We start from the raw sequence: 21,494 nt of genomic DNA on the forward strand, positions 1-21,494 counted from the left end.
GTTCGGGGCGGGGCAGGGCCTCGGCGTTCAGCCGAGGATCAGATAGGTCTTGCGCAGGGTCTGGCGGATTTCCCAGGTGCCCTGGGTGTTGGCGGTGAAGTACAGGACGTCGCCGGCACGGAACTCGATGGTTTCGCCGTCGTCCGGGGTGAAGCTGCCTTCGCCGCTGATCACGTAGCTGTATTCGGCTTCGGCCACCTGGCGGCGGAACCGGCCCGGGCTGCATTCCCAGAAACCGGTCGTGGCGTTGCGGTCCGCCAGGACCTGGTGCCCGGCGCTACGGCTCATGGCGACGGGCTGGCCGATGGGGGCGCCCACCGGGGCCGCCTCGGAAAAGCTGCTTTCGTCATTCAGGCGCAAGAGTAAGGGGGACATGTCTGGCTCCTCAGGATTTGTCTTCGAGTCCGGCAGGCGCGAAGCGCGCGAGAAAACGGTCCAGGCTGGCCGGCGCGATGCCGCTCAGTTCCGCGCGCTCCTTGCGGATCACCGCGTTGCGCACCATCGATCCGCCGATATAGCGCAGTGGCTCCGGCGGGAAGCGACGGCAATGGCGTTCCACCAGCGGGCAGCGGCTCCACTCGTCGTCTCGGCCCAGGGCCAGGCTGGCGAGGATGCGGCCCCCCAGGCGGCTGGGGCCCACGCCATTGCCGCTCCAGCCGATGCCGTAGTGGATGTTGGCCTGGCCGCCCAGGCGGCCGAAGATCGGCAGGCTGTCATAGGTGCGGTCGATGGGGCCGGACCAGCGATGGGTCAGGCCGACGTCGCCGAGCTGGGGATAGGTGCGGCGCAGATCCGCCTCGGTGAGCTGGAGGCTGGCCGCGTCCTCGCTGAACACCGGACCGATGCGCGAACCGTAGGCGATGGCGCCGGTGCCCTTGCCGAAGGCGATGCGGCCATCGCGGGTGGTGCGGTAGTAATCCACCATGAGCTGTGAGTCGGTAATGGCTTCTCCGCCGCTCCAGCCGGCTTTCGCCAGGCGCTCGGGGATGGCCTCGGTGACCACGATGGAACTGTTGACCGGGACCATCAGCGCGGCCAGCTCCGGCAGTGCGGCGGACCAGGCATTGGTCGCCAGCACCACATTGCGAGCGATCACCTGGCCATGGGCGGTGACGACCCTGGCCGGTTGGCCGGGCTGGATTCCGCTCACCCCGGAGCGCTCGTGTATCTCCACGCCCCTGACCATCGCCACGCGGCGCATGCCTTGCACCAGCAGCGCCGGCTGCACCGTGGCATTGCTGCGCTCGAACACCCCCGCCAGATGCACTGAGGAACCGGTGCGTCGCTCCACCTCTGCGGCGCTGAGACGCTCGAAGGGCTGGACGCCCAGGCGCGCGCAGGCGGCCAGGGTTCCGTTCCAGGTATCCACGTGCTGGGGGGTGGTGGCGGTCCACAGCCAGCCGTTCTGCCGGAAGTGCGCATCGATCCTGTGTTCGGCGCAGAACTCGCCCAGTTCATGGATCGCGCGCTCGGCGCTCTCGCCAAGGAAGCGCGCTTGCTGCTCATCGCAGAAGCTGCGCAGGGTGCCGATCTTCGGCCACCAGGACATGACGAAGCCGCCATTGCGCCCGGAGGCGCCGCCGCCGCAGACATCCTGCTCGAGGAGCATGACGCGGGCATCGGGCTCCAGCTGCTTCAGGGTGATGGCCGTCCAGAGGCCTACGAAACCGCCGCCGACCACCAGCACGTCGACCGAATGCTGTCCTTTCAGGGGGGAGGTGGCGGCTGGGGCGGAGTCGGCTGACTCCATCCAGTAACTGGGCTTCAGGGGAGGGGTGATTGTCAGTTTCATTGTGATGGCCCCGGGTCTCGGAATCTGATGGCATCAGTTTCGAGGCGGGGCCAGGGCGCGACAATCAAGCGCAGTTAGGAAAAGGAACAGGGTGTTCGTTCGATCGTATGAGAGGGCGAGGCCGATTGGCCCCGCCGGGGGCAGGTCAGGCGAACACGAAGTACTTGCGCACCGTCTCCACCACTTCCCAGGTGCCCTTCATGCCCGGTTCGATCACGAACACGTCGCCGGCCTTCAGGTGCTTGGGCGCTTCGCCTTCGGGGGTGATGATGCAGTAGCCGTCGAGGAAGTGGCAGTACTCCCACTTCTCGTAGTTCACCTCGAACTTGCCGGGAGTGCAGATCCAGGTGCCCATGATCTTGCTGCCGTCCTTGGACAGGTAGGCGTTGAGGTTCACGGTGTGCGGATCGCCGCCGATGCGCTTCCACTTGGTGGCATCCAGCACGGGGGTGGGGCAGGTTTCGCGCAGAACGGTGATGAAGTCGGACATTTCAGCTCCAAACGATCTGATGAAAGGTCCGTCACCTTAGGTCTAACGCTGTGCCGGGAGTTGTCTGGATTCGACCCCCAGGTGTCTGGGAACGCGCCGGCAAGGTTGGCCAAAGGGCGCTAACGTGAATCCAGGGACCCATCGGCCCCAGGCGGCGGCCCTTGTCGGGTTGCCTCGGTAGTAGCCCGGTGGAGCCATGGCGCTTCACGAGGAGGTGCTCTCATGAACACCCAGTGGTTCAGGCACGACAACGGCGCTTCGGAAGGCAGCTTCGACAAGTGGTGGGATACCTACGGCGAGTGGTTCGATTCCCAGGATCAGCTGCTGAGCGGCGAAAGCGGCATCCAGCGGCTTCACGCCCCGGATGGCCAGGTGTTGTACAGCAAGCGGCAGATCAATCACTTCCACCGCGATCTGGTCCATCCCTTCGGCGAGCCCACCATCCTGCACGAGATGAAGGCGCTGCAGGCCCTTTCCCAGCTGGGCATCCGCGTGCCCAAGGTGGTGTTCAGCGCCGCGCGCAAGACCGAAACCGAATGGCAGGCGCTGCTGGTGACCGAGAGCCTCGATGGCTTCATCAGCCTTGAAGACTGGTACGCCCAGCCGCTATCCGTCGAGCTGCGCCAGCAGATGATCCAGCAACTGGCCAACACCATCGGCCGCATGCACCGGGCGGGCTGGGAGCATGGCCGGCTGTATCCGAAGAACATCTTCGTCAAGGTCAGCGGCGAGGAGGAGAAAAAAGTGGAGATCGCCTTGCTGGGCCTGGCCAAGAGCAACCATCGGCTGACGGCCTACAGCGCGTCAAAACACGATTTCGAGCTGTTCAAGCAGCACCGCAAACCCATGCCCGATGAGGACTGGAAAGCCTTCGCCACGGCCTATCGGGATGTGATGGAGAGCGACTACGTGCGCTAGTCCGGCATTTCCCGAGTGAGTCCGCCTACGGAGGCCGTGTCAGGGGCGCAGGTTGGCGTAGAGCGCAGCGAAAGCCAACGCAGCTGCGCTTCTGACTGGCTGCGTTGGGCCTCGCGGGCTCGGAGCAACCTACGGGGCCGCTGCATGGCCCGTGGCGAATTCATTGGCGATGGGCCTTCCACTCCCGATACGCCTCCTGCATGCATCGCGCGCAAGGCCGATACCCCGCTGCCCGCGCGGTCGCTTCATCGGGGAAGAACACCCGTTCCTGCACATAGCCGCCCCGCGCGATGGCGCGCAGGGCGGTGGGGCAGTCGAGGCGGCCGAAGATGCGCGACTTGCGGTGCCCGCCGAGGGTTCCGGGAGCGGGGCTGGCGTATGGCCGCCCGTCTGCGCCCAGCAAGGACCAGGTTTTCACCCCTCGGCCTCGCGCTCCAGCAGGCGGCGCTTGCGTTCCACGCCCCAGCGGTAGCCGGAGAGGTTGCCGTCGCTGCGGACCACCCGGTGGCAGGGGATGGCCACCGCCAGGCTGTTGGCCGCGCAGGCCTGGGCCACGGCGCGTACGGCGCGGGGCGAGCCGATGCGCTCGGCGATTTCCGCGTAGCTCGCGGTGCTGCCCGGCGGAATCTCCCGCAGGGCCTGCCAGACCCGTTCCTGGAAGGCCGTGCCGCGAACGTCCAGCGGCAGGTCCAGGCCCAGCCTGGGGGCTTCGATGAAACCGATGACACTGGCCACCAGTTGCTCGAAGTCGCTGTCGCCGCCGATCAGGTGCGCGCGGGGGAACTTGTCCTGCAGGTCGTGCAGCAGGGCATCCGGGTCGTCGCCCAGGAAGATGGCGCAAACGCCTACGCTGCTCTGTGCCACCAGGAAGTGGCCCAGGGAGCATTCGCCCAGGGCGAAGCGGATCTCGTTGTTGGTGCCGCCGGCGCGATAGTCGGCCGGTTTCATGCCCAGCACCTGGGTCGAGTCGGCGTAGAAGCGGCTGTTGGAGTTGAAGCCGGCGTCCAGGATCACCTCGGTCACCGAGGCGCCCGGGACGAGCTGCTCGCGCACCTTGCGGGCCCGACGGGCGCGGGTGTAGGCCTTGGGGGTCAACCCGGTGACCGCCTTGAACACCCGGTGGAAGTGCGAGGCACTCATGCCGGCCGATTCGGCCAGGGCCTCCAGGCCCGGTGCTTGCTCGGCGCTTTCGATCTGCCGGCAGGCGGCTGCAACCAGCGCCGCGTGCTGCTCGGCGACGTCGGTCATGCTGGCCACGGCGCGACGGCTGGGGCGATAGCCGGCGGCCTCGGCCTGTTCGGCGCTGTCGAAGAACTCCACATTCTCCGGACGCGGCAGGCGGGTCGGGCTGCTGGGGCGGCAGTAGATGCCGGTGGTCTTCACCGCGTAGACGAACTGCCGGTCGGCGGCCGGGTCCCGCGCCTGCACGGCGGCCCAGCGCGGGTCCTGTTCGATGGCGGTCGTGGCTGCGGGCTTCATGGCGCTCTCCGCTTTCTGTTCGTTCATGGCAGAGAGTATGCGGCCGACGGGGAGTGTGCATCCCGACTCTTGCGGTCGAATTCGAGGCCTTTCAGGGACGCGAATACACCTTGTACGGGAGCCGTTCCAACACGACGAGGCTGGCGTTGTTGCAGGCATGCCGGGAGTAGAATTCACTTTTCTGCAACGTACCGCACAGAACAGCCCATGCCCCTGCAGCCTGAAGACCTCGCCAACATCACCGCCACCACCCTCGACGACTACAACCGCAACGCCGAAGGTTTCCGTGAAGGCACCCGCGACCACGATGTGAGCCAGAACATCGAGGCGCTGCTGCGGCATATCCGGGGCGAGGCGCCTTTCACCATCCTCGATTTCGGCTGCGGCCCCGGTCGTGACCTGGCCACCTTCACCCGGCTGGGCCACAAGGCCATCGGCCTGGACGGCGCGGAAAGCTTCGTCGCCATGGCGCGCGCCGACTCCGGCTGCGAAGTCTGGCGGCAGGATTTCCTGAACCTCGACCTGCCGGCGGCACACTTCGACGGCATCTTCGCCAACGCCAGCCTGTTCCACGTCCCACGCCAGGAACTGCCCCGCGTCTTGGGCCAACTCCGCGACACCCTGAAGCCCGGCGGCGTGCTCTTCAGTTCCAACCCCCGTGGCGAGAACGCCGAAGGCTGGAGCGGCAGCCGCTACGGCTCCTGGCACGACTACGAAAGCTGGAAGGCACTGCTGGAAGAGGCGGGCTTCGACGCCCTGGAACACTACTACCGCCCAACCGGCCTGCCGCGAGAGCAGCAGCCCTGGCTGGCGAGCGTATGGCGCAAGCGCGTTCGCTAGGGGGCAACCGTTCGTTGGGCTTCGTTCCTCTGCCCAACCTACGGTTCTGAAGGCGATCCGGCATGGGGCGCCATGCGCACCTGCGGTTTGATCGGGCGCAGAAGGCGAACCCGGAGTCGGTGCGCGCGGCGCCCCCTACGATTTGCCAAACCTCTCCTGTGAGGCCCGGACGGGCACTTCAGCCTTTGCGCGGCATTACCTTGGGCAGGTCTTTCCCCGCCTCGGGCACCTTGGGGTGGAGGATGGCCTGGCGGACTTTCTCGTAGTCGTCGTAGGGCAGGCCGGCGCGGCTGAGCATTTCCAGGGCGAATTGCTTCACCTCGGCGTCGGTGTAGGGGCGTTGCTCGGGTTCGGGTTGGCTGGCACAGCCGGTGAGGATCAGCGCCATTACCGATAGCGCAAGGATGCGGACGTGCTGCATGGGGGGTACCGGTGTGCATGGGTGAGTGCGCGCAGGTTACCAATGGACCGGGAGGGCGAAAAATCATCCCCGCAGATAATGACTATTGCCTGAACTGCAAGGATGTTGTGGTTGCGGGGATGGCGAGCCGGCTAGCCTTTGCCTCGGGGCATCGACACGGCACCTGGGCCAGGCCTGCAAGGTGACCGGCCGGTGCCAGCGGCGTTAGCGTTCAGGCGCGCCAGTTGGCGTTGAATTTTTCCGCCAGCTTCTGCTCGCGGAAGCGTTCGACGATGAAGTCGATGAACACGCGGGTCTTGGCCGGCAGCAGCTTCTGCGCACTGAAGTAGAGGGACAGGCTGCCGGTTTCCACGTACCAGTCCGGCAGTACCCGCTCCAGCGTTCCGCGCTGCAGGTGGGGCAGGGCGTGCACCGTGCTGACCAGGGTCACGCCCAGCCCCTGCATCGCCGCATGGCAGGCCGCTTCCGGGTCGCTCATGGTCATGCGCAGCTTCAGTTCGAAGCTGGCCTGGCGGTCGTCGCGGGTGCGCAGCGGCCAGTTGCGCACACGGCCGGTCTGCGGGGAGCGGATGAGGATGCCGTCGTGCCAGGCCAGGTCGTCGGGTGATTCGATGGCCGGATGCCGGGCGAGGTAGTCCTTCGAGGCCAGCAGCACCCGGTGGCCCGGCGCCAGTTGGCGGGCGATCACCCCGGGCGGCAGCTCGAAACCGCCGCCGATGGCCGCATCGAAACCTTCGCCGATCAGGTCCACCGGGCGGTTGTCGAAGTGCCAGTCGGGGACGATCGCCGGATAACGGGCGAGGAAGTCGGAGAGGTGCGGCAGGATGTAATCGCGACCGAAGGCCACACCCATGCTCACCTTGAGGGTGCCCGCCGGCTGGCCACGGCTGGTGGCCAGATTGGCCACGGCGCCCTGGATGGTTGCCAGGCCGCCACTCACCTCCGCCAGGAAACGCTCACCGGCTTCGGTCAGGGTCAGGCGGCGGGTGCTGCGCAGGAACAGGCGCACGCCCAGGCCGGACTCCAGCCTGGCCACGTTCTTGCCCACTGCCGCAGGCGTCAGGCCCATGCGCCGCGCGGCTTCGGCGAAGCTGCCGGCCTCCGCGGCGCGCACGAAGGACTCGATGCTACTGAGGGTTTCCATGGGCTCTCCATGAACCTTTGGTATCGACTGAATATAGCGATTGCCAGCTTATCGGTCGTGAATGCGAGGTGAATACTGGAGCCGTCTTTCACCCATTCCCCGTATCAGGAGATTTCGAATGAGCACCCGCAAAAACCTCGAAGGCAAAGTCGCATTCATCCAGGGCGGTTCCCGTGGCATCGGTGCCGCCGTAGCGCTGCGCCTGGCTCGTGACGGCGCCGCCGTTGCCCTGACCTACGTCGCATCCGCCGCCGGCGCGCTCGACGTGGTGCAGACCATTGAAGCCGCGGGCGGTCGCGCCATTGCCATCCAGGCCGACAGCCGCGACGAGCAGGCCATCCGTGCAGCCATTCGCCACACCGTGGATACCTTCGGCCGTCTCGACATCCTGGTGAACAACGCCGGGGTACTGGCCGTGGCTCCCATCGAAGAATTCCGCATCGAAGACCTCGATCGCACGCTGGACGTGAACGTGCGCAGCGTGGTGATCGCCAGCCAGGAAGCCGCCCGCGTGATGGGTGAGGGTGGCCGCATCATCACCATCGGCAGCACCAATGCCGAACGCATGCCCTTCGCCGGTGGTTCGGTCTATGCCCTGAGCAAGGCGGCGGTGGCCGGGTTCACCAAGGGCCTGGCCCGCGACCTCGGCCCGCGCGGCATTACGGTCAACAACGTGCAGCCCGGCCCGGTGGATACCGACATGAACCCGGACCAGGGCGATTTCGCCGAATCCCTCAAGCAGCTCATGGCCCTGCCGCGCTATGGCAAGGCGGAGGAAATCGCCAGCTTCGTGGCCTACCTGGCCGGCCCGGAGTCGGGCTACATCACCGGGGCGAACCTGATGATCGATGGCGGATTCTCGGCCTGACGGCGGGCAGATGGTCGTTCGTAGGATGGCGTAGAGCGAAGCGAAACCCATCCTACGAAAGCGCGGAGTCCGGCTGGCAAAGGGCGATTCTGACCCTACAAAAGGCGGATCAACCTGTCCCGCAGCGCCTGATCCGCATCCTTCCCCCGCCCGGCCTGGAGGTTGTCCAGCATGTGGCGGGGGTTTCCCGTTCCGGGGATCACGCAGGTCACCGCCGGGTGGCTGAGGCAGAACTTCAGCAGGAGTTGCGGCCAGCTCGTGCAGCCGTACTCGCCGGCCCATGCCGGTAGCGGTTGTGGCAACAGATTTCGCAGCAGGCCGCCACCGCCGAAGGGACGGTTGATCAGCACCGCCACGCCGCGTTCCCGGGCCAGGGGCAGGATGCGTTCCTCGGCATCGCGGTCATCGAGGGAGTAGTCGATCTGCAGGAAGTCCAGCGTCTCGGCGCGCAGTACCCGCTCCAGTTCGTCATAACCGCTGGAGGTGTAGTGAGTGACGCCCAGGTAGCGGATGCGGCCTTCCTCCTTCCATTGCCGCAGGGTCGCGAGGTGTTCCTGCCAGTCCACCAGGTTGTGCACCTGCATCAGGTCGATGCGCTGGCGCTGCAGCAGGCCCATGGAGTGCTGCATCTGCTCGACGCCGCGCTGGCGGCCCTGGGTCCACACCTTGGTGGCGACGAAGGCCTGGTCCTGGGCGTCGAGCTCGTTCAGCAGGCCGCCCACCACTGCTTCCGCCTGGCCGTACATGGGTGAGCTGTCGATCACCGAACCACCGGCGGCGAAGAGTTCCTCCAGCACCTTGCGACAGCCCGCCCAGGCCTCGCTGTCGCTGCGGGAGATGTCGAAGCCCCGGTAGGTGCCGACGCCGATCACCGGCAGCTGTTCACCGCTGGAGGGAATGGCGCGGCGGCGCACGGGCTGCTGGCCCATGTCGGCGGCGAGGCTGAAGGGGCTCATGGCCAGGAGCGCCGTGCCGGCACTCAAACGGAGGAATTCGGCGCGGGTGATGCCGCTTCTCATGGCTCGGTCTCCTGTGAGGGTGACGAGGGTCCAGTGTGCTCGTGTCGGCGGCCGAGGCGCCAGCCCAGTGCGGACCAGGCCAGGGCGACGCCCGCGCCCACCAGCGCCACGGCGGCGGAAGCCAGGCCCAGGCCGGTGAGCAGCGCATTGAGCCAGGCGCTCAGGGCGTCGCCGCCGCGGTAGACCACGGTATCGATGAAGTTCTTCGCCCGGTACTTCTCCTGGGCGCTGAGGGGGACGAAGAGCATTTCCCGGCCCGGCCGCACGAAGGCGTATTCGCCTACCCGGCGCAGCACCATCACCGCGGCCAGCACGGCGAATTGCGGCAGCAGCGCCAGGCCGAGAAAGCCCAGGGCCACCAGCAGCGGCACCACCGCCAGCAATGCGCCGACGCCGAAGCGCTGCGCCACGCGACCTGCGATGAACAATTGGCAGGCGAGAGAGAGCGCCTGCACGGTGAAGTCGATCAGGGCGAAGACGCGCACTTGCTGGCGGCCATCCGGAAACAGCATTGCCACCAGCCGCGCCTGTTCGAAGTAGAGGAAGGTGCTGGTGCAGGACAACAGCAGGACGAAGGCGCAGATGCCCAGCAGGTAGCGTGAGTTCAGCACCTGGCTGATGCCGGCGAAGGGGTTGCCGGGCACCGGGCGTTCCGGCGGTTCGCTTTCCGCCCCGGGCCGCCCGGCGCCGCCGCTGCTCCGCCAATCCATCAGCACCCGACGCAGGGCCAGGGTGGGCAGCAGGAGCAGGGCGGCCAGCACCAGCAGTCCGGCGGTGCCCAGAGCGCTCACCAGCAGGCCGCCCGCGAGAGGGCCGAGCAGCCCGCCGAGGCTGGCGCCGGCGGCGATGGAAGGGAACAGTCGCTTGGCCTGGCGGCGGTCGAACACGTCGGCCAGCAGGCTCCAGGCCAGGGACACCACGAACAGGTTGTAGACCGACAGCCAGACGTAGAAGGCCCGCGCCGCCCACAATGGGTCCGGGGTACGCCAGAGCAGCCAGGCGAAGCCCAGCAGGTTGCTGGCGAAGAACAGGTAGACGCAGTCGAGGAAGACCCGCCGGGGCACCCGCGCGTTCAGCCAGCCGTAGGCCGGCACCGCCAGCAGCATGGCGAGGAAGGTCGCGCTGAACAGCCATTGCAGGTTCTCCACGCCCCCGGCGATGCCCATGGACTCGCGCACCGGGCGCAGCATGAAGTAGCCGCCGAACAGGCACAGCAGCAGGGCGAAGGCAGCCAGGGCCGGAGCCAGTTCACCGGGCCTGGCATGGATGGCGCGGTGCAGGAAGGACATGGTGGCGGTTCGTGTGGGGTGGTCTGGTGGTTTTAGACCACAGGGCGGCGGGCGTCGCTTTTCCTGTGGGGCGATTTCAATCGCTAATCAGACCGCAGGTCTGCCATTCGGGACCTGGTTGGGCAGCTGCGCTGCCCTTAGCGAATGAATTCGCCCCCACAAGGTTCAGCCTGCCCCCAAGGGGCTCGGTCAAAGCCCGTACTTCTTCACCTTGTCGAACAGGGTGGTCTTGGCCATGCCCAGGGCGATGCTGGCTTGGCTGAGGTTGCCGCCGTGGCGTTCCAGGGCGGCGCTGAGGAGGGATTTTTCGAAGGCTTCCACGGCCTCGGCGAAGCGCGGTTCGTTGCCGTCCGGGGTCTGGCCGCTCTTCTTGAACACCGGCAGGCCGAGGGCGAAGCGTTCGGCGACGTTGCGCAGTTCGCGCACGTTGCCGGGCCAGTCGTGGGCCATCAGCGCGGAGACGGTGGCGTTGTCCAGCTCCGGCGCGGCGCGGTCGAAGCGCAAGGAGGCCAGCTGCAGGAAGTGCTCGAACAGCAGCAGGATGTCTTCGCGGCGTTCGCGCAGCGGGGGCAGTTCGAGGGTGACCACGTTGAGGCGGTAGTAGAGGTCGCTACGAAAACGCCCGGCGCGGCCGGCTTCGTTGAGGTCGAACTTGGTGGCGGCGATCACCCGGCAGTCCACCGGAATCGGCTGGTTGGAGCCCAGGCGCTCCAGAGTCTGCTCCTGCAGCACGCGGAGGAACTTGATCTGCAGGCTGATCGGCATGCTCTCGATTTCGTCGAGGAACAGGGTGCCCTGGTGGGCGTGCTCGATCTTGCCAATGCGTCGCTTGCCGGCGCCGGTGAAGGCGTGGGCCTCGTGGCCGAAGATTTCGCTGTCGAACAGGTTCTCCGGCAGACCGCCGCAGTTGAGGGCGACGAACTCGTGGTCATGGCGCCGGCTGGAGTCGTGCAGGCAGCGGGCGACCAGTTCCTTGCCGGTGCCGGTCTCGCCTTCGATCAGCACGTTGGCCGAGGTGTCGGCGACATTGGCGATCAGTTCGCGCAGGGTCTGGATGGCCGGCGAACGGCCGATGATGCGCTGCTCCAGGGATTGGCGGCCGGCCAGCTGGCGGCGCAGGCTGCTGACTTCGCGGTCCAGGCGGCGCTTCTCCAGGGCGCGGCGGGTGACGTCCACCAGGCGCTCGGGGGAGAAGGGCTTTTCCATGAAGTCGTAGGCGCCGTTGCGCATGGCGCCCACCGCCATGCTGATATCGCCGTGGCCGGTGATCAGCACCACCGGCAGCTGGCGGTCGCGGGCCTTGAGGCGTTCCAGCAGGGTCAGGCCGTCCATGCCTGGCAGGCGGATGTCGCTGATGACGATGCCGGCGAAGTCCTCGCCCACCTTGTCCAGGGCTTCCTCGGCACTGCCGACGCCAATGCTGGGAATGTCTTCCAGGGCCAGGGCCTGCTGGCAGCCGAGCAGGACGTGGGGGTCGTCTTCGACGATGAGGACGTTGAGCGGCTCGGTCATGGTCGGGGGCTCGCGTTCGAATCGGGGCTGTCCAGCAGCGGCAGGCTGAGCTCGAAGACGGTGCCGCCGCTGTCGGGGTGGTGCGCTGCCAGGCTGCCGCCGGCGGCGGTGGCCAGGCTGGCGGAGAGGGTCAGGCCGAGGCCGAGCCCGTGCTCGCCGGGCTTGGTGGTGAAGAAGGGCTCGAACAGGTGCACGCGGTTTTCCGGATCGATGCCGGGACCGTTGTCGCGCACCTGCATGCGGTAGACGCCGCCGTCGGCCCGGCCGCTGAGCCAGAGCTGGCAGTCGGCCTGGCCGCTCATGGCGTCCAGCGCGTTGGTGATGAGGTTGACCAGGATCTGCTCCAGGCGGGTCTGGTCGATGGCCAGGAGCACGTCGTCCACTTCCCGGTGCAGTACCAGCGGCGAGCGTTCCAGGCGTGCGTTGAGCAGGAACAGGGCGGCATCCACCGCCTTGCCCAGGCGCGCCTGCCCGTGGTCGTCGGAACGCCGGGCGAAGGCCCGCAGGCTGGCGGTGATGCGGCCCATGCGATCCACCAGTTCGTTGATGGCGGACAGGTTGGTGGTGGCGGTGTCCAGGGCGCCGCGTTCGAGGAAACGCATGGCGTTGCCGGAAAGGGTGCGCAGGGCGGCCAGGGGCTGGTTGAGTTCGTGGGCGATGCTGGTGGACATCTGCCCGATCACCGCCAGCTTGCCGGCCTGGACCAGGCGGTCCTGGGCCTTGCGCAGGCTGTCTTCGGTCTGCTCGCGCTCGCGGATTTCCGCCAGCAGGCGGCTGTTGCTGGCGCGCAGGTCCTGGGTGCGTTCGGCGATCTTGCGTTCCAGCTCGTTGTTGGCCGCCAGCAGCGCTTCACGGGCGGCCAGGCGGGTGGCGATGACCTTGCGGCGCTCGTTCCAGGCGATCAGCAGGAAGGCCAGCAGGGCGAAGCCGACGGCAGCGAGCATGCCCTGGATCAGCGCTTCGCGGCGCAGGTCGGCCAGCGGCGAGAGCAGGGTGAAGTGCCAGGCTGTGTCGTTGAGGGTGCGGGTCTGCGCCAGGTAGGCGACGTCGCCTTCCGCCTCGCCCTGCGGGCCGCTGGCGGCGAAGCTGATGGCTTCCAGGCCTTCGCCCAGCACCTCGCGGGTGCGGGGCTCCCATTCGTTCAGCGCCCACCAGTAGTACTGCAGGCTGCGGGCCAGGCGCTCCTTGTCTTCGGCGGAAAGCGGACGCACCGCCTTCATGCGCAGGGCCGGGTCGCTGGAAAGGATGATGATGCCGTTCTCGTCGCTGACGAAGGCTTGCAGGCGGGCCTTTTCCCAACGTTCCTGCAGGGCTTCGAGCTTCACCTTGACCACCGCCACGCCGATGATCCGGCCCTGGTAGCGCAGGCCATGGGCCAGGTAGTAACCCGCTTCGCCGGTGGTGCTGCCGATGCCGTAGAAGCGGCCGGGGCGGCCCTGCACGGCTTCCTGGAAGTAGGCGCGGAAGGCGAGGTCTTCGCCCAGGTAGCTGTCGGCATCGCGCCAGTTGCTGGTGGCCAGCACGCGGCCGTTGGTGTCCAGCAGGTAGATGGCGCGGGCGCCGCTGCGGCGGTTCAGGCCTTCGAGGTAGTCGTTGACCAGGTTGCGCCGGTAGGGCGTGGGGTTGAGCAGCAGGTGGCTGACGCTGGACTCCAGCTCCAGCAGGCTGGGCAGGTAGGTGTAGCGGTTGATCTCGCTTTCCACGGCGCGGGCGTGGAGTTCCAGCTGGCGCTCGCCGTTGACCCGCAGTTGGCGAATGCCGGCTTCCTCACTCAGGTGAAAGCCGATGTAGCCGAAGCCCGCCATGCACAGTAGCAGCAGGAGGAACAGCAGCAGGTGGCGGGAAAGACGCGGTTTCACGGTCAGGGCGGGCGGCATGGCGCGGAAGCTGGCGGTGGGGCATTGCATCATAGACATCCGGGCCGTGCCAGTCGCCGCCCGGCGCGGGAGCCGGGCGGCGGGAGGTGGGTCAGTGCTGGAGGATCTTGGCGAGGAACTGCTGGGCGCGGTCGGAGCGGGCGTTCACATCACCGAAGAACTCGTCCTTGGCGCAGTCTTCGACGATCTGCCCGCGGTCCATGAAGATCACCCGGTCGGCCACCTTGCGGGCGAAGCCCATCTCGTGGGTTACGCACATCATGGTCATGCCTTCCTGGGCCAGCTCGACCATCACGTCCAGCACTTCGTTGACCATTTCCGGGTCCAGCGCGGAGGTGGGTTCGTCGAACAGCATCACCACCGGGTCCATGGCCAGGGCGCGGGCGATGGCGACGCGCTGCTGCTGGCCGCCGGAGAGCTGGCCGGGGTGCTTGTGGGCATGGGCCTTGAGGCCGACGCGGTCGAGCAGCTTCAGGCCTTTGTCCAGGGCTTCGTCCTTGTTGCGGCCGAGCACCCTGGTCTGGGCGATGGTCAGGTTCTCGGTGATGGACAGGTGCGGAAACAGCTCGAAATGCTGGAACACCATGCCGACGCGGGAACGCAGCCTGGGCAGGTTGGTGGCCTTGTCGGCGATGGAGGTGCCATCGACCACGATGTCGCCTTTCTGGAAGGGTTCCAGGGCGTTCACGCACTTGATCAGGGTGGACTTGCCGGAGCCCGACGGGCCGCACACCACCACCACTTCGCCCTTGCTCACCTCGGTGCTGCAGTCGGTCAGCACCTGGAAGTCCCCGTACCACTTGTTGACGTTCTTGATGGAAATCATACGGCTAACCTTTTCTGCAGGAGTTTGACCAGCTGGGAGGCGATGAAGCTGACGCTGAAGTAGACCAGGCCGGCGAAGATGAGGAACTCATGGGGCTGGCCGATGATGTCGCCACGGGAGCGGGCGGCGTTGAGGAAGTCCATCAGGCCCACGGTGTAGACCAGCGAGGTGTCCTGGAACAGGATGATGCTCTGCTGCAGCAGAAGCGGGGTCATCTTGCGGAAGGCCTGGGGCAGGATGATCAGGCGCATGCTCTGGCCGTAGGTCATGCCCAGCGCCGAGGCCGCACCCATCTGGCCTTTCGGGATGGCCTGGATGCCGGCGCGGACGATTTCGCAGAAATACGCCGCCTCGAACATCATGAAGGCCACGAGACACGAGGTGAACGCGCCTACCGGCGTGTCTTCACCGGTGATCGCCCGCAGCAGGAAGGGCACCGCGAAGTAGAACCAGGTGATCACCAGCAGCAGCGGGATGGAGCGGAAGTAGTTGACGTACAGCCCGGCAATCTTTGACAGCAGCGGGTTGTGCGACAGGCGCATCAGGGCCAGGACGGTGCCCAGGGCCACGCCGCCGAACACGCCGAGCAGCATCAGCTTGAAGGTCATCAGCAGGCCTTCGCCGAGGCCCGGCAGGGCGGGGATGATTGCAGAGAAATCCATCACTTACCCCCTACGGAGATCAGGCCGGGCACCGCGACCTTCTTCTCTACCAGGCGCATGAACAGCATCAGGCTCATGTTCAGGGTGAAGTAGATCAGGGTGGCCAGGGTGAAGGCTTCGAACAGGTTCGCGGAGAACTCGGCGGTCTGCTTGGTCTGCGCCAGCAGCTCCATCAGGCCGATCAACGACGCCACCGAGGAGTTCTTGAAGATGTTGAGGAACTCGCTGGTGAGCGGCGGGATGATGATGCGGAAGGCCTGGGGCAGCAGCACGTAGCGGTAGATCTGCGGCAGGCGGAAGCCCATGGCGCGGGCGGCGCCGAGCTGGCCCTTGGGCAGGGCCTGGATGCCGGTGCGCACCTGCTCGCAAACGCGGGCGGCGGTGAACAGGCCGAGGCACACCACCACGCTCAGGTAGGCCGAGGTGGCCGGGTTGAGGTCCTGCTTGAACCAGATTTCCAGCGGCTCGGGCAAGAGGTCCGGCACCAGGAAGTACCAGAGGAACAGCTGCACCAGCAGCGGCACGTTGCGGAAGATTTCCACGTAGAGGGTGGCGAAGCCGGAAACCCAGCGGTTCGGCACGGTGCGCATCACACCGAGCAGCGAGCCCAGCAGCAAGGCGATGATCCAGCCCACCAGGGCGATGGCGATGGTCCAGCCCAGGCCGGTGACGAACCAGTCCAGGTAGATTTCGCTGCCGATTCCGGTGGACTTGAAGAACACGCCCCAGTCCCAGTTGTAATTCATCAGGGTTGTCCCCTTTCAGGTCGATCTGTCTGCGGTTGAAGGCAGTGGAGGGGGGAGAGGTTGTCCTGGCACGGACAGCGCCCTCTCCCTCTGGGAGAGGGCTGGGGTGAGGGTCGCATGACATTGCACGGAGCCCACCAACCCTCTCCCCCGGCCCCTCTCCCTGAAGGGAGAGGGGAGTGAGATTCCCCCCTCCAAAGGTGAAGGGAGAGATGCGTCAGATTTCTTCAGCCGACTTGTCGGTGGGGTTGGCGACCAGCTTCTTCAGCTCTTCGCTCATGGGGAAGTTCAGGTTCAGGCCCTTCGGCGGGATGGGCTGGGTGAACCACTTGTCGTAGATGCCGTTGATCTCGCCGGAGGCGAAGGTGCTGGCGATGGCCTTGTCGACCACGTTCTTGAAGGCTTCGTCGTCCTTGCGAACCATGCAGCCGTAGATTTCGAAGGATTGCGGCTTGCCGGTCACGACCCAGTCATCCGGCTTCTTGGCCTTGGCCATCTCGCCGTAGAGCAGGGCGTCGTCCATCATGAAGGCCACGGCGCGGCCGGATTCGAGCATCAGGAAGGACTCGCCGTGGTCCTTGGCCGAGATGATGTTCATGCCCATCTGCTTCTCGGCGTTCATGGACTTGAGCAGGCGCTCGGAGGTGGTGCCGGCGGTGGTCACCACGTTCTTGCCCTTCAGGTCGTCGAACTCGTTGATGCCGGCGCTCTTCTTGGACAGCAGGCGGGTGCCCACTTCGAAGATGCCCACGGAGAAGCCGACCTGCTTCTGGCGTTCAAGATTGTTGGTGGTGGAGCCGCACTCCAAGTCCACGGTGCCGTTCTGCACCAGCGGGATGCGGGTCTGGGAGGTCACCAGGTTGTAGCGGACCTTCAGTTCCGGCATGCCCAGTTCCTGCTTGATGGCCTCGACCACTTTCAGCTGGATGTCATGGGAGTAGCCGATGGGCTTGCCCGGCTCGGTGCCGAGGTAGGAGAAGGGGATGGAAGCGTCACGGTGACCGAGGGTGATGGTGCCGGTCTCCTTGATCTTCTTCAGGGTACCGGTCAGCTCGGCGGCAAAAGCCGGAGCGGAAATCAGGGTTGCTGCGATAGCGGTGGCCAGAACCTTGGGGAGCATACGCATGAACGACAGTCCTCGATGATGTTTGTTCTTATCGGCGCGAGTAGGAAGTCGCGTCCGTCGAGATCTGTATTGGCAGAATGCGTGCCAGCTGTATGGTGGTTTGAGTTTTTACTTAAGTTGTTGATATTTAACGGCTTTATATCGATAGGAAACTATGTTGATTTGGGGTGTGTCCGGGCTTCCGAATATGCGCGCCGACTGTCGTTCGGGTTTCCGAACGGGTGACTTTGCGGTCATGTTTGGAGGGGGTGGTGCCAAGGCAGAAAAAGCCCCCTCTCCCTCTGGGAGAGGGTTGGGGTGAGGGCGGCGGCGGCTCGCTGGACGTTCCAGGGCAGACCTTCGGCCTGCTTGGCGAATGAATTCGCCCCTACAAGGAAAAGCAGGTCGGTGTTTTGTGGGGGCGAATTCATTCGCTGAGGGCAGCGTAGCTGCCCCTGATAATCAGCAGGGCAGCCCTCCGGTCTGCTTGGCGATTGAAATCGTCCCCACAAGTAAAAGCGGTTCGATCAATCGACTGCCTTGGATACCTCACTCGCCCTCGGCTTGGGCGCGAACTTCGCGGCCAGACGCATGGAGGTGGTGACCAGACGTTGGTAGAGCGTCGGCAACAGGCGCTGCATGCCGTCCAGGGCCCAGGTGTCGGCGCCGATGAGGATGCGGCGGCTGTCGCGTAGCACGCCGCGAAGGATGACTTCCGCTGCCTTGTCCGGGCTGGTGCGCAGTAACTGGTCGTTGAACAGCTGTCGGGCGCGGCTGGATTCCTGGCCGGTGACCTTGGCCAGGCTGTCGTTCATGCGTGCGGTCTTGGCGATGTTGGTGCGGATGCCGCCGGGGTGTACACAGCTGGCCGATACCCCGCAGCCTTCCATGTCCAGTTCCTGGCGCAGCGACTCGGTGAAGCCGCACACGGCGAACTTGGTGGCGTTGTAGGCGCTCATGCCGGGCTGGGCGAACAGGCCGAACACGCTGGACACGTTGACCACATGACCTTCGCCGCTGGCCTTGAAGTGTGGCAGGAAGGCCTTGGTGCCGTACACCACCCCCCAGAAGTTGATGTTCATGATCCACTCGTATTCCGAGTAGTCACTGCCATCCACCGTGCCGGCATGGGCGACGCCGGCATTGTTGAAGACCAGATTGACCCGGCCATGGTCCAGCACCACCTGTTCGGCCCAGGCGTGCACGGCATCGCGGTTGGCGACGTCGACGCTGGTCTCGGTGACTTGCACACCCAGCTTGCGCGCCATGGCGGCGGTTTCCGCCAGGCCATCGGCGTTCACGTCGGCGAGCGCCAGGTGCAGCCCTGGCGGGCGAGGGCGCAAGCCAGGGCGCGGCCGATGCCGGAGCCGGCACCGGTGACTGCAGCGACTTTGTTCTCGAAGGATTTCATGCCGGCACCTCCTGGGTGGACATTTGCAGCGGGCCCTGGGCGGTGTGCACCGGCACGCTGCGGCTGAAGTGATAGGCCGCCGGGTCGAAGTTGCGGGTCAGCAGGCGGAAGCGCCAGGTGAAGCCGGGCCAGACGGTGCAGTTACGGCCGCTTACCGGGTGCAGGTACCAGCTCATGCAGCCGCCGGCATTCCACACGGTATTGCCCAGGCTGCCCTGGAGCTTGCCGTTGAACTTGTCCTGCACGTCGCGCTTGACCTCCAGGCTGCGAAGGCGGCGCGCGTCGAGCAGGTCGAGGGCACCGAGCACGTAATGGATCTGCGATTCGATCATGTAGACCATGGAGTTGTGGCCCAGGCCCGTGTTCGGCCCCATGAGGAAGAACAGGTTGGGGAAACCGGCGGTGAGAGTGCCCTTGTAGGCTTCGGGGCCTTGCGGCCAGGTGTCCAGCAGGTCGACACCGTTACGCCCGAAGACCACGCCGCGGGGCAGCGGGTCGCTGGGGGTGAAGCCGGTGCCGAAGATGATGGCGTCGACTTCGCGTTCCTTGCCGTCGGCGGTGACGATGCTGTTCTTGCGGATTTCCTGGATACCGTCGGTGATCACGTCGACGTTGGATCGGGTCAGCGCCGGATAGTAGTCATTGGAGATCAGCACCCGCTTGCAGCCCATGGTGTAGTCGGGCGTGACCTTGGCGCGCAGGACCGGGTCCTTGATCTTGCGCTTGATGTAGCCCCTGGCGACCAGTTCGGCGAGTTTCATCACCTTCGGCGTCAGGGCGAAGCCAATCACGCGGCTTTCGAGGATGGCGTAGATGGCGCCGCGCCAGAGCTGCTGCAGGAAGGGGAAACGCTTGAAACGGGAGCGCTCGCCCTCACTGATGGCGCGATCCGGCTTGGGCATGATCCAGGGCGCGGTGCGCTGGTAGAGGTCGAGCTGGGCGACCTGCTTCTGGATCTGCGGCACGAACTGGATGCTGGAGGCGCCGGTGCCGACTACCGCCACGCGTTTGCCGGTGAGGTCGTAGTCGTGGTTCCACTGCTGGGAGTGGAACGTCTCGCCCTTGAAGTTCTTCAGACCGTTCAGCGCCGGGATCGACGGGGTGGACAGGGCGCCCATGCCGGAGACCACGAACTGCGCGCTGTAGTGGTTGCCGGCGGCGTCTTCGATCTGCCACAGCTCGTCTACATCGTTCCAGGCCAGGCGGGTGATCTCGGTGTTGAGCAGAGTCTTGTCCTGCAGGCGGTACTTTTCCCAGCAGCCTTCCAGGTAGGTCTTGATCTCTTCCTGCTTGGCGAACATCCGCGTCCAGTTCGGGTTTGGCTCGAAGGAGAAGGAATACAGGTGCGATTGCACGTCACAGCCGCAGCCCGGGTAGTTGTTCACCCGCCAGGTGCCGCCGATGCCGGGCTCCTTCTCGAACATCAGGAAATCGTTCTCGCCTTTCTGCTTCAGGCGGATCGCCATACCGAGGCCGGAGAAACCGGAACCTATGATGGCGATCTTGCAGTGGCGGGCAGAGGGTCTGGGTGACGCAGTCATTGGCCGGGCTCCTGTTCTTATTAATCGCGGCGTATACAGCTGTATACCAAGGTAGACATCTGTATACTCGCCGGCAATCCAGCGTCGTCACAACCAACCTTAGGTAGGGCCAGAGATGAATTCCGCCAGCGGCGACGAGCTCCAGTCGGCAGAACGAGCTCCCGATGCCCCCGGCAAGCGCCTGCTCATGGAAGCCGCGCTGCGCCTGGGTTCCCAGAGCCGCAGCCTGGGCAGCCTGGGGCTGCGCGAACTGGCGCGGGAGGCCGGGCTGAACCCCAACACCTTCTACCGCCACTTCAAGGATGTGGATGACCTGGGACTGGCCATCATCCGCAACATTTCCACCCAGTTGCGCCAGCCCCTGCGTGATCTGCGCCGGGAAGCGGCGGCGCGAGCCGTGCAGGGCGACGGCGGTGTGTTGCCGAAGCTGATGGGCATCGACCTGGGACGCGGCCGGCGCGTCTGCCACGAGACGGTGCAGCTGTTCTTCGACTTCGTCGACGGCAATGCAGAGGCCTTCATCATCGGCGTGCGCGAACTGCATGGCGCCTCCCCGGTGCTGCGCGAGGCGCTTCAGGAGGTGATGGAGGGTTTTGCCGCTGACATGGCCGAGGACGTCCGAGAATTCAAACTGCTGCCGGCGCTGGTGTCGGAGCCGGTGGTGCGCCGCGTGTCACGACTGATCAGCCGCAACCTGTTCCAGATGTCCCTGGACTACATCGGCGAACCGGAACGCCGCGAGGCGATCCGCGCGGAGGCGGAGGAGCAGGTGCTGTTCCTCTTCACCGGCGCCAGCGTGTTGCAGGCGGTGGGTGCAGTTTAGGCTCGCTTTTTGTGGGATGTGGCGGGCGGCGTTCCGCTTGAGCGCAGCGATACCCATCAGCGCCGTTCGATGGGTTTCCGGCGTCCGTCGGAAATGCCTTTCTGGCGTCTACCTGTCTCCCTGCACGACGAAGCTCCTTTTCAAGCGTTCGTTTTGAAGTGATCCGATAGTGAGGGGCGAGGGCAAGCGGCAGTCTTCTGCGTTCGCAGTCAACGCAGGAAAGCCCGTCCTCATGCTCACCGAACGCCGCCCCTTCTTCGACTACAGCCGCCACCAGCTCCAGGTCCGCAACCTCGACGCCGCGCTCGACGTGCTCGCCTTCACGGGCAAGGAAGCCCTCAGCCGGCCCTTCGCCTACCAGGTGGAATTCACCGCCACCCAGCGCGACCTGCCCGCCGACCGGCTGCTCGGCCAGGCCGCCCACTTCAGCCTGCACCCGCCGCCCATCCCGCTGCCCTTCGCCGGCCTGAGCCTGCCACCGGCCAAGCCCTTGCGCAGCCTGCACGGGGTAGTTACCCCGCTTGAAAGCCAGCGTGCTCAGCTCGACAACCTGGGCTTCGGCTCCCTCCACGCCCTTTTGCAAAACAAGGAGTGAGTGCCATGTCCATGGAGCGGAAACCCTACAACGGCATTCGTGAAAAGGAACTCAACCAGATCAACACCGAAGAAGGCGACGCCTACGCTGCCTGCTCGGCCCCCGACTGGTTCATCAGCCAGTCGGCCTTCGCGCC

The 21,494-nt window shown here is 65.8% G+C and carries 21 protein-coding genes and 1 pseudogene; 5 read left to right on the plus strand and 17 right to left on the minus strand.

Translation table 11 applies throughout. The annotated features are described in order from the left end of the window. Positions 1 to 27: 27 nt before the first annotated feature. The 3 genes from ACFW0B_RS14500 to ACFW0B_RS14510 form a co-directional block, all read right to left on the minus strand. Positions 28 to 375: a cupin domain-containing protein gene (locus ACFW0B_RS14500; protein WP_449149271.1), complete on the minus strand. Its 348-nt coding sequence runs from the start codon at positions 373 to 375 to the stop codon at positions 28 to 30. Between the two features lie 10 nt (positions 376 to 385). Then, the gene (locus ACFW0B_RS14505) at positions 386 to 1,792 is read right to left on the minus strand and encodes an NAD(P)/FAD-dependent oxidoreductase (protein ID WP_449149273.1); all 1,407 of its coding nucleotides are present in this window, start codon (positions 1,790 to 1,792) and stop codon (positions 386 to 388) included. Between the two features lie 145 nt (positions 1,793 to 1,937). Next, on the minus strand, positions 1,938 to 2,282 hold the full coding sequence (locus ACFW0B_RS14510; RefSeq protein ID WP_151132725.1) for a cupin domain-containing protein: 345 nt from the start codon (positions 2,280 to 2,282) through the stop codon (positions 1,938 to 1,940). 222 nt (positions 2,283 to 2,504) lie between these two features. Here ACFW0B_RS14510 and ACFW0B_RS14515 point away from each other — a divergent pair, with 222 nt between their 5' ends. Further along, positions 2,505 to 3,200, plus strand: a complete 696-nt coding sequence (locus ACFW0B_RS14515; RefSeq protein WP_449149275.1) for a lipopolysaccharide kinase InaA family protein — start codon at positions 2,505 to 2,507, stop codon at positions 3,198 to 3,200. 160 nt (positions 3,201 to 3,360) lie between these two features. Here the strand turns inward: ACFW0B_RS14515 and ACFW0B_RS14520 are convergent, their stop codons facing one another. After that, positions 3,361 to 3,618, minus strand: coding sequence for an Ada metal-binding domain-containing protein (locus ACFW0B_RS14520; protein WP_449149277.1), 258 nt, complete (start codon positions 3,616 to 3,618; stop codon positions 3,361 to 3,363). Next, positions 3,615 to 4,679, minus strand: coding sequence for a bifunctional DNA-binding transcriptional regulator/O6-methylguanine-DNA methyltransferase Ada (ada, locus tag ACFW0B_RS14525; RefSeq protein WP_449149279.1), 1,065 nt, complete (start codon positions 4,677 to 4,679; stop codon positions 3,615 to 3,617). The genes ACFW0B_RS14520 and ada overlap by 4 nt, the downstream gene beginning before the upstream one ends. A gap of 207 nt (positions 4,680 to 4,886) precedes the next feature. Between ada and ACFW0B_RS14530 the strand changes: the two genes are divergently transcribed. Further along, positions 4,887 to 5,519 (plus strand): class I SAM-dependent methyltransferase, encoded by a 633-nt coding sequence (locus ACFW0B_RS14530; RefSeq protein WP_449149281.1) that lies wholly within the window; start codon positions 4,887 to 4,889, stop codon positions 5,517 to 5,519. 178 nt (positions 5,520 to 5,697) lie between these two features. Here ACFW0B_RS14530 and ACFW0B_RS14535 read toward each other — a convergent pair whose 3' ends face one another. Together ACFW0B_RS14535 and ACFW0B_RS14540 are read right to left on the minus strand one after the other, a co-directional pair. Beyond that, entirely contained in the window at positions 5,698 to 5,940 is a 243-nt protein-coding gene (locus ACFW0B_RS14535; RefSeq protein ID WP_449149283.1) for a hypothetical protein, read from the minus strand. A 211-nt stretch (positions 5,941 to 6,151) separates the two neighbouring features. Then, on the minus strand, positions 6,152 to 7,084 hold the full coding sequence (locus ACFW0B_RS14540) for a LysR family transcriptional regulator (RefSeq protein ID WP_449149285.1): 933 nt from the start codon (positions 7,082 to 7,084) through the stop codon (positions 6,152 to 6,154). A 118-nt stretch (positions 7,085 to 7,202) separates the two neighbouring features. On the opposite strand from ACFW0B_RS14540, the gene ACFW0B_RS14545 reads away from it, so the two are divergent. Further along, positions 7,203 to 7,952, plus strand: a complete 750-nt coding sequence (locus ACFW0B_RS14545; RefSeq protein WP_449149287.1) for a 3-oxoacyl-ACP reductase family protein — start codon at positions 7,203 to 7,205, stop codon at positions 7,950 to 7,952. Between the two features lie 95 nt (positions 7,953 to 8,047). On the opposite strand, the gene ACFW0B_RS14550 is transcribed toward ACFW0B_RS14545, so the two are convergent. The 10 genes and pseudogenes from ACFW0B_RS14550 to ACFW0B_RS14595 form a co-directional block, all read right to left on the minus strand. Continuing rightward, positions 8,048 to 8,971, minus strand: a complete 924-nt coding sequence (locus ACFW0B_RS14550; protein WP_449149289.1) for an aldo/keto reductase — start codon at positions 8,969 to 8,971, stop codon at positions 8,048 to 8,050. Next, entirely contained in the window at positions 8,968 to 10,260 is a 1,293-nt protein-coding gene (locus ACFW0B_RS14555) for an NTP/NDP exchange transporter (protein ID WP_449149291.1), read from the minus strand. Before ACFW0B_RS14555 ends, ACFW0B_RS14550 begins: the two co-directional genes overlap by 4 nt. A 189-nt stretch (positions 10,261 to 10,449) precedes the next feature. Then, positions 10,450 to 11,772 (minus strand): two-component response regulator AauR, encoded by a 1,323-nt coding sequence (gene aauR / locus ACFW0B_RS14560; protein ID WP_449149293.1) that lies wholly within the window; start codon positions 11,770 to 11,772, stop codon positions 10,450 to 10,452. Beyond that, positions 11,769 to 13,679, minus strand: a complete 1,911-nt coding sequence (locus tag ACFW0B_RS14565; RefSeq protein WP_449149313.1) for a sensor histidine kinase — start codon at positions 13,677 to 13,679, stop codon at positions 11,769 to 11,771. The genes aauR and ACFW0B_RS14565 overlap by 4 nt, the downstream gene beginning before the upstream one ends. Before the next feature lie 61 nt (positions 13,680 to 13,740). Beyond that, positions 13,741 to 14,475: an amino acid ABC transporter ATP-binding protein gene (locus ACFW0B_RS14570; RefSeq protein ID WP_449149295.1), complete on the minus strand. Its 735-nt coding sequence runs from the start codon at positions 14,473 to 14,475 to the stop codon at positions 13,741 to 13,743. Then, positions 14,472 to 15,140: an amino acid ABC transporter permease gene (locus tag ACFW0B_RS14575; RefSeq protein WP_449149297.1), complete on the minus strand. Its 669-nt coding sequence runs from the start codon at positions 15,138 to 15,140 to the stop codon at positions 14,472 to 14,474. Before ACFW0B_RS14575 ends, ACFW0B_RS14570 begins: the two co-directional genes overlap by 4 nt. Continuing rightward, complete coding sequence (locus tag ACFW0B_RS14580; protein WP_449149299.1) at positions 15,137 to 15,883, minus strand: amino acid ABC transporter permease; 747 nt, start codon at positions 15,881 to 15,883, stop codon at positions 15,137 to 15,139. The genes ACFW0B_RS14575 and ACFW0B_RS14580 overlap by 4 nt, the downstream gene beginning before the upstream one ends. Before the next feature lie 217 nt (positions 15,884 to 16,100). After that, a complete protein-coding gene (locus ACFW0B_RS14585) occupies positions 16,101 to 17,009 on the minus strand; it encodes a glutamate/aspartate ABC transporter substrate-binding protein (RefSeq protein WP_449149301.1) in 909 nt (302 codons plus the stop codon). Positions 17,010 to 17,515: 506 nt separating this feature from the next. Then, a pseudogene (locus tag ACFW0B_RS14590) lies at positions 17,516 to 18,399 on the minus strand (SDR family NAD(P)-dependent oxidoreductase). Then, positions 18,396 to 19,940 (minus strand): flavin-containing monooxygenase, encoded by a 1,545-nt coding sequence (locus tag ACFW0B_RS14595; protein ID WP_449149303.1) that lies wholly within the window; start codon positions 19,938 to 19,940, stop codon positions 18,396 to 18,398. Before ACFW0B_RS14595 ends, ACFW0B_RS14590 begins: the two are co-directional and overlap by 4 nt. 115 nt (positions 19,941 to 20,055) lie before the next feature. Between ACFW0B_RS14595 and ACFW0B_RS14600 the strand changes: the two genes are divergently transcribed. Together ACFW0B_RS14600 and ACFW0B_RS14605 are read left to right on the plus strand one after the other, a co-directional pair. Continuing rightward, entirely contained in the window at positions 20,056 to 20,763 is a 708-nt protein-coding gene (locus tag ACFW0B_RS14600; protein WP_449149305.1) for a TetR family transcriptional regulator, read from the plus strand. Positions 20,764 to 20,995: 232 nt separating this feature from the next. Continuing rightward, on the plus strand, positions 20,996 to 21,358 hold the full coding sequence (locus ACFW0B_RS14605; RefSeq protein WP_449149307.1) for a hypothetical protein: 363 nt from the start codon (positions 20,996 to 20,998) through the stop codon (positions 21,356 to 21,358). Positions 21,359 to 21,494: the final 136 nt, after the last annotated feature.

Origin of the sequence: Metapseudomonas phytobenefica (assembly GCF_043392685.1) — a bacterium.
Taxonomy (GTDB): Bacteria; Pseudomonadota; Gammaproteobacteria; order Pseudomonadales; family Pseudomonadaceae; genus Metapseudomonas.